This window comes from Siminovitchia fortis, from assembly GCF_003605365.2.
GTDB lineage: Bacteria > Bacillota > Bacilli > Bacillales > Bacillaceae_C > Siminovitchia > Siminovitchia fortis.
On the sequence record NZ_QYTU02000005.1, the window covers coordinates 112009 to 119042 of the forward strand.

6 protein-coding genes are annotated in these 7034 nt (G+C 45.2%); 3 read left to right on the forward strand and 3 right to left on the reverse strand.

What is annotated here, in order from left to right:
- Positions 1 to 64: 64 nt before the first annotated feature.
- Positions 65 to 1357, reverse strand: a complete 1293-nt coding sequence (locus D4N35_RS04400; protein ID WP_120070578.1) for a pyrimidine-nucleoside phosphorylase — start codon at positions 1355 to 1357, stop codon at positions 65 to 67.
- A gap of 152 nt (positions 1358 to 1509) precedes the next feature.
- On the opposite strand from D4N35_RS04400, the gene D4N35_RS04405 reads away from it, so the two are divergent.
- A complete protein-coding gene (locus D4N35_RS04405) occupies positions 1510 to 2043 on the forward strand; it encodes a YceI family protein (RefSeq protein WP_120070581.1) in 534 nt (177 codons plus the stop codon).
- Positions 2044 to 2091: 48 nt separating this feature from the next.
- Here D4N35_RS04405 and mscL read toward each other — a convergent pair whose 3' ends face one another.
- Positions 2092 to 2490, reverse strand: coding sequence for a large conductance mechanosensitive channel protein MscL (gene mscL / locus D4N35_RS04410; protein WP_120070584.1), 399 nt, complete (start codon positions 2488 to 2490; stop codon positions 2092 to 2094).
- A gap of 148 nt (positions 2491 to 2638) precedes the next feature.
- On the opposite strand from mscL, the gene lepB reads away from it, so the two are divergent.
- Positions 2639 to 3202, forward strand: coding sequence for a signal peptidase I (gene lepB / locus D4N35_RS04415; RefSeq protein ID WP_390615269.1), 564 nt, complete (start codon positions 2639 to 2641; stop codon positions 3200 to 3202).
- Between the two features lie 81 nt (positions 3203 to 3283).
- On the opposite strand, the gene D4N35_RS04420 is transcribed toward lepB, so the two are convergent.
- Positions 3284 to 4768, reverse strand: coding sequence for a GGDEF domain-containing protein (locus D4N35_RS04420; RefSeq protein ID WP_120070590.1), 1485 nt, complete (start codon positions 4766 to 4768; stop codon positions 3284 to 3286).
- Positions 4769 to 5558: 790 nt separating this feature from the next.
- Here D4N35_RS04420 and D4N35_RS04425 point away from each other — a divergent pair.
- Positions 5559 to 6848, forward strand: a complete 1290-nt coding sequence (locus D4N35_RS04425) for an N-acetylmuramoyl-L-alanine amidase family protein (RefSeq protein ID WP_164876282.1) — start codon at positions 5559 to 5561, stop codon at positions 6846 to 6848.
- Positions 6849 to 7034: the final 186 nt, after the last annotated feature.

Below are 7034 nucleotides of genomic sequence, written 5' to 3' on the forward strand. Positions count from 1 at the left end.
CCCAAGTTGTAATTGAGAATCCCTATCATTTATCATATCATGAACAGCTTAATTTCGGAAGGGTTCACCCTTTGATCAAAGGAACAGCTGAAGGACGACGACTTGAAATTTTAAACGCCTTTAAAACTTTCCTTGCAGAAACCGCGGCATCTTCTGTGTTGCTGTGGATGATTGCAATCGGCTCATCTTTTTTCACTTCATTACCGATTTTTTTACGTAGAACAATGCCAACGCTCAAATCGATCACTGAATCCTTTGCAGCGCGGCCCGCCCCAAGAAGCATGGCTGCTGTCCCGATTTCATCAGCAGCAATTCCTTCCACGAAACCGTCCGCCTCAGATAAAACCGGAATCTTATACTTGGCGTCAGGCAGCTTCTCCGGATGGTCGACAACCGAAGCATCCCCGCCCTGCGCCGATAAAAAGGTTTTGAAAACCTCGAGCGCCTTTCCGTTTTCGATGGCTTCCTCCAGCATGGCGCGCGCCTCCGCCTCTGTCTGCACTTTTCCAGCAAGGACAACCATCTTGCTGCCAAGAACGAGGCACAGCTCATACAAATCAGCGGGGCCGTTCCCTTTCAATGTATCGATCGCTTCTTTCACTTCCAACGCATTTCCGACTGCATATCCGAGCGGCTGATTCATATCGGAAATCACTGCTGCCGTTTTCCTTCCGACCTGTTCCCCGATTTCAACCATAGTTGAGGCAAGAGCCTCGGCATCTTTCATCTCTTTCATAAAAGCACCGGATCCCACTTTTACGTCCAACACAATGGCATCCGCACCAGCCGCAATTTTTTTGCTCATGATGGAGCTTGCAATGAGAGGGATTGAATTGACGGTTGCGGTCACATCACGCAGACTGTAAATTTTTTTGTCAGCCGGTGCGAGATTGCCGGATTGGCCGACAACCGCCAGTTTATTTTTATTCACCAGGCCGATGAATTGCTCCTCGGATACTTCCACGTGAAAACCCGGTACCGCTTCTAACTTATCGATCGTTCCACCTGTATGGCCAAGCCCCCTCCCGGACATTTTCGCTACCGGAACACCGGCCGCAGCTACAAGCGGCGCTAAAATCAAAGTGGTTGTATCTCCCACCCCTCCTGTGGAATGTTTGTCGACCTTGACTCCGTGAATTTTGGATAAATCGATTTGGTCCCCCGATTTCGCCATGGCCATAGTCAGTTCCGCCGTCTCTTCCGCCGTCATTCCTTGGAAATAGACAGCCATCAAAAAAGCAGACATCTGATAATCAGGGATTTCATCCTTTATGTAACCGTCTATTACAAACCGAATTTCCTCGGGCGTAAGGTTCAGTCCGTTTCTCTTTTTCTCAATCATATCAACCATGCGCATAATCCCTTCACTCCTTTGGCAAAATATCCGTTAATGTGATTATCAATTGAATATCGTGCCTTGTCAAAAAGATGCTTTACAATCAAAGAAATACCAACTATAATAAATATATAAACTTACTAAAAGTAACCTAATGAGGAGGAGTAACAAAGATGACCAATTCTACATGGACACTTGATAAAGCACACAGCGAAATTGAATTTTCGATCCGCCACATGATGATTTCCAGGGTTAAAGGAGCATTCAGGGATTTTGATGCTGAAATTGAGGCGGACCCTGCAGATCTTACAACTGCAAAAATTCAATTTTCCATTGACATTGCAAGCATTGACACAGGAAACGAGGATCGTGATAACCATCTCCGTTCCGCCGATTTTTTTGAAGTGGAAAAATATCCGAAACTTACTTTCACTTCAACTTCCATTGAAAAGCAAGGCGACGATTACGCTGTAACAGGTGATGTTTCCATGCACGGCGTGACAAAACCCGAAACATTCACCGTAACATCCGGCGGTGTGGTGAAAGACCCTATGAGCGGCGCGCAAAAAGCCGGTTTCAGCGTAGAGGGGAAAATCAAACGAAGCGACTACGGCTTGACATGGAATGCTCCCCTCGAAACAGGCGGAGTGCTTGTCAGCGATGAAGTAAAAATCAACATGGAAATCCAGGCGTCAAAAGCGGAATAAAAGTTCAAATCAAAACAACCACGTGAAGATTTCGCGTGGTTGTTTGTATTATTCCGTGTCTCTCACTCTTTTTTGATCCTGCAGGAGATCCCTGATTTCAGACAACAGTTCAATTTCCGGATCAACTTTCGGCTCTTCCTCCGTCTTTTCTTCTTCTTTCTGGATTTTCAATTTGGCCAGCAGCTTAATAAAAATGAAAATGGACATTGAAATGATTAAGAAATCAACAACACTTTGGATAAATATGCCGTATTCAATCACAACATCCCCTATTTTAACGGACAATTTTTCAAAACTGTAGCCTCCGAGAAGCACCCCGACAAGCGGCATGATGATATTTTCTACCAATGAGGAAACAATTTTTCCAAAGGCACCGCCGATCACAACGGCGACAGCCAAATCCAATACATTTCCTTGAACGGCAAACTTCTTAAAATCTTCCCACATTCAAATCAACCTTTCAAAAAAGACATACTATCATTCTACAAAAACATCGAAATATCTCAACACAAGAAATATATTCCAGCTATCTGTTGCAAGAAAAGCGGCTTTCAGAGAAAATAATGATACAAAGAGAGAATTAAGAGGTATGAGTATGGAAAATATACGAAGTTCGAAGAGTATAGCCAGCTGGATTCCACCCATCCTGCTTGCCTTGGGGCTGGTGATTGTCATCAGGACTTTCCTGTTTTCTCCGATGATTGTTGACGGAGCTTCAATGGAGCCGACACTCCATGATCATGAAAGAATCATCGTCAGTAAAACGATTTCTTGGACAGGTGACGTAAATAGAGGCGATATTGTCATCATCAAAGGGGATGACCGAAAAACCAATTATGTAAAAAGAGCCATCGGGCTTCCCGGCGACATCATTGAAATGAAAGATGACCAGCTATTTATCAATGAGCAGCTGGTGAAGGAACCTTATCTTAAAGAAAATATGAAAGCTGCAAAAGAAAAAGGCACCAATCTGACTGAAGACTTCGGGCCGATCACTGTTCCCGAAAACAGCTTTTTTGTCATGGGGGATAACCGCTTCAACAGCATTGACAGCCGCAGCAGGCTCGGATTTTCCCTCGGCTTCATTGAGAGGGACCGGATTATCGGGAAAAGCAAATTCGTTTTATTCCCTTTCAAAAATATCAGAGCGACGAAGTAGAAATGCTTCGCAATCCCGTGTTCCGGTCATTTTAACTTTATACTAAAGCAAAAAAGCGAGGAGCCGGGACCCCTCACTTTTTTAACTGCTCATCTTATAAATATTATATTGATTTTTCCCATTTCCCTTTGATTCATAAAGCGCACGGTCCGCTTTATCATAAAGACTCTCAACATCATCTTCGTCATTTGCCATCGCGATGCCGACGCTGATGGTTATGTCAATATGATTCGTTTCGCGGATATCCCGGAACCGCCGCCGCATTCGTTCAATAAGCTCGGAAGCGGCCTTTTTCAATTCCTCTTCTTTGATGTCCGGATAGATCACGACAAATTCATCACCGCCCAATCTGGCGGCATGGTTTTCTTTTCCTGCGGTTACAAGGATTTCGTGGGCTGCTGCTTTGAGCATGTTATCTCCTTCGGTATGGCCCAAGCTGTCATTCACCATTTTGAAATTATCAAGGTCTATCATCATCAATGCGAGATTGCCTTTCTTTTTCCCTTGATATTCTTTGACCAGTTCCTCAAAAGACGCTCTATTGTTCAGCCCCGTCAAAGGATCATGGAAAGCGAGATACATCGGCCTTGCCACCTGCCGGGCAATGATGAGCGAAATGATGATGGCTGCAATGAAAATGACAAAAAGCTGGATGAAAAACTCCCTGAGGCTTTGGTTTAGCGCATCGTTCAAATCATCTTTATTATAAGCGATTTCAACAACCCGGCTGGTGGAATAGCCTCTTTGTTCCTCGGCCTTATACGGCACATAATGATATGTAACTTTTCTCCCATTCATCTCCTGTTCTGTCTCTTTGGTTTTTCCGGATTTCAAGGCTTTTCGGAATGTTTCCCACTTATCTGTCGAATTCCTTAGATCGTCTTCGCCTTTCTTGGAACTCCCCAGGATAAATCCGCCGCTATTGTAAACCTTGATGGACTCAACCATGGAAAACCGCTCTTCCAATTCCTTTTCGACTTGTAAAAAGTTGAAGTGTTTAAAAATCTCACCGTCTTCCAAAGAAACGCCCAGTTCAATCATATATTTCCTGTCCGGTGTAGGCATATAGCTGAACTTCTTTATTTCCCGGCTGCTTTGCGCTATATCCATGCCATCGTGTGTAAATGTACCTCCGTGCCGCCGCTGGTTCAGCAAATTGGAGAAATTGGCGCAGCAAGCGCGAAAATCAAGGCCGATATCATCTTTTTCACTGCTGTATACAACGACATTCCGGTTATCGAGGATATATACATCCATTTTATATTTCTCTTTTAAACTGTTAAAATCCCATTTATCAAAATCCGGTTTTTTTTCATATAAAGAAATCAATTCCTTCGAATTCTCTTCCATCGTTTTCGCCATGTCCTTGTCAAACAGCATATACGCCTTGTCGATGGAATTCAAAGAACTCAGTATATTATCTTCAATCATGCTAAGCTTCAATTCATGTTCATCAAACAGTTTGTTCCTGATCTTTTCCTGGTTGATTAAAGCGACTACCAGCGATATGAAAATGGAGAACGCTATCATAATCAAGGTTAGCTGCAGTCTGAAATTTTTTTTCAAGAGAGGCTGCACTCCTTTTAATGAACAGAGATGATTAGGACTATTATACTATCATTTGGAAGAATAGGAAATAACCAATCGTACTTAAGGTTGATAATCTTGTGCATTTAAGAAAAGCACAAGCGCCTTGCCCATCGACGTATAGACTGAAATGCGGAAGACGGCCGTTTAGGGGCGACAAGCGACCTCGAGCCCCTGCCGTCTGAAGCTAGACACTGGAGTGCCTCCGACGAGATAAAGGATAAGGAAAGGCGGAGAGTGCCTGCTTATCGGCGCAAAGCTAGACTACGCTTGCGAAGGCGTAGTTTGCCTTCAGCAGCGACGTCCTGTCGCTTCGCCTGCACTAGGACGTCCTGTCCGTCGGAGCCGGTGTTGACTTATCGTAGGAAAGCTACTACTTGAAATGGCCTCGGGTGATGCTTCCTCGAGTTGGCGTCGTGCAGCTTTGCTATGATGTTCGCCAAACATCCTCGAATAGGCTACGCCGCAGGAGCACACCAGGTGTGAAGTCTGCTAGTCGATAGGCACTGGCCGCCTTAAAGCGCCACGGCCTGTGGCGCCGGCGGCACTAGGACCTCCTGTCCGTCGAAGCTGACAACAAAAGGCTTTGTTCAAAATTTTAAAGCTAAAGCATCTTATGCTTTCTTACTCAGTTAAAAAAAGCCCGACTTAATAGTTTTATTACAATCCACAAGACTTTTTTCTCAATTATTGAAATATTAGACTGGATAACACCAAAAAATGACAAAAAATGCTAAAATGGGCACTATCTTGGAAAAAGGCGGTGGTTATGATAAAAAAATCGATATTCTTTCTCTCTTCGCTGCTCCTTGTTTTTTTGCATACAAATCATATTACAGCTGAAGCAGCAGGCACCATTCAGATCGCAGTCAATAAGGCGAACATTCGCAGCGAGCCATCCAATACGGCCAGTGTCATTGCGCAAGCAGACAGGAACGAACAATTTCAAGTACTGCAGGAAAAATTCGGTTGGTATGAGGTTCAACTACCGGGCAGCCGCACAGGTTGGGTTGCCGGATATATTGTTGGAAATGGCGTTCCAAACATTGGAGACGCCAAAATGGGTACAGTTTCGGCCGATCATGTCCATGTACGAAACAGCCCTTCCCTATCCGCCGGCATTATCGGCAAATTACATAAAGGCGACCAGGTGACAGTAACGAGTGAAAGCAACGGCTGGGCGAACATTACATACCGCAATCAAAGCGCCTGGGTAAGCCGGCAATACATCCAATTTTCCGGCGAAGCAAGTGCTAATAAAAGCGAGTCTTCCGGAGCCAATGGATTCGCCTATATTTCTACCGACCAGACCAATCTCCGGGCCGGCGCTGATACGTCAGCTCCTGTTATAACAAAAGGCTCGCCGGGAGAAAGATATCCGATTGTCGGACGGGAAGGCGACTGGTACAAAATTACGCTGGCAAGCGGCAGGGAGGCATATGTAGCGAGCTGGGTCGTTTCATCCGGCAAAAATACATCGGCAACCGTGAATCCGGCTGCAAAATCAGTAAGTCAAGCCCCGGGACTTGCCGGAAAAACAATCGTTCTTGACGCGGGGCATGGCGGCCATGATCCGGGAGCAGCCAACGATACAGGCGTATCCGAGAAACAGCTGACGATGAAAACGGCGAAGCGTCTTGAACAAAAACTAAATGCAGCAGGGGCGAATGTCATTTTAACGCGGGAAGATGATCAGTACGTCACTCTCGACTCGCGTGCTTCAGCTGCAAACAACAGCAATGCCGATGCATTCATCAGCGTACATTACGACAGCTCCACAAACCCTGATGCGAACGGAGTCACTGCGTATTATCACCACGGATACCAGTACGACCTTGCCAGCAATGTCAATCAAACACTCGACGAGTCACTGTCTCTGAACAACCGGGGAACGCGCTTTGGCGACTATCATGTGATCAGGGAAAACAGCAGGCCGGCAGCTTTGCTTGAACTCGGCTATTTGAGCAACCCCCAGGAAGGACAATATGTTACGACAGATTCATACCAGGAACTTGTTTCAAACAGCATTTATAATGGACTGGAATCTTATTTTGAATAAAAAACGAGGCGGACTCTCCGCCTCGCTTTTTGCATTTCTTCGGTGTCGATATTCAACTTTTTTCCCGGATTCGTTGCAAGGGCAACAATTATAACGACAAAGCTTGCCGGAAGTTAATTCCGGGAGTTCTCCTTCTCCTGCTGCCGCCTTTTTTTCAGGGCAATGAGTGTAATCATTTCATAAATA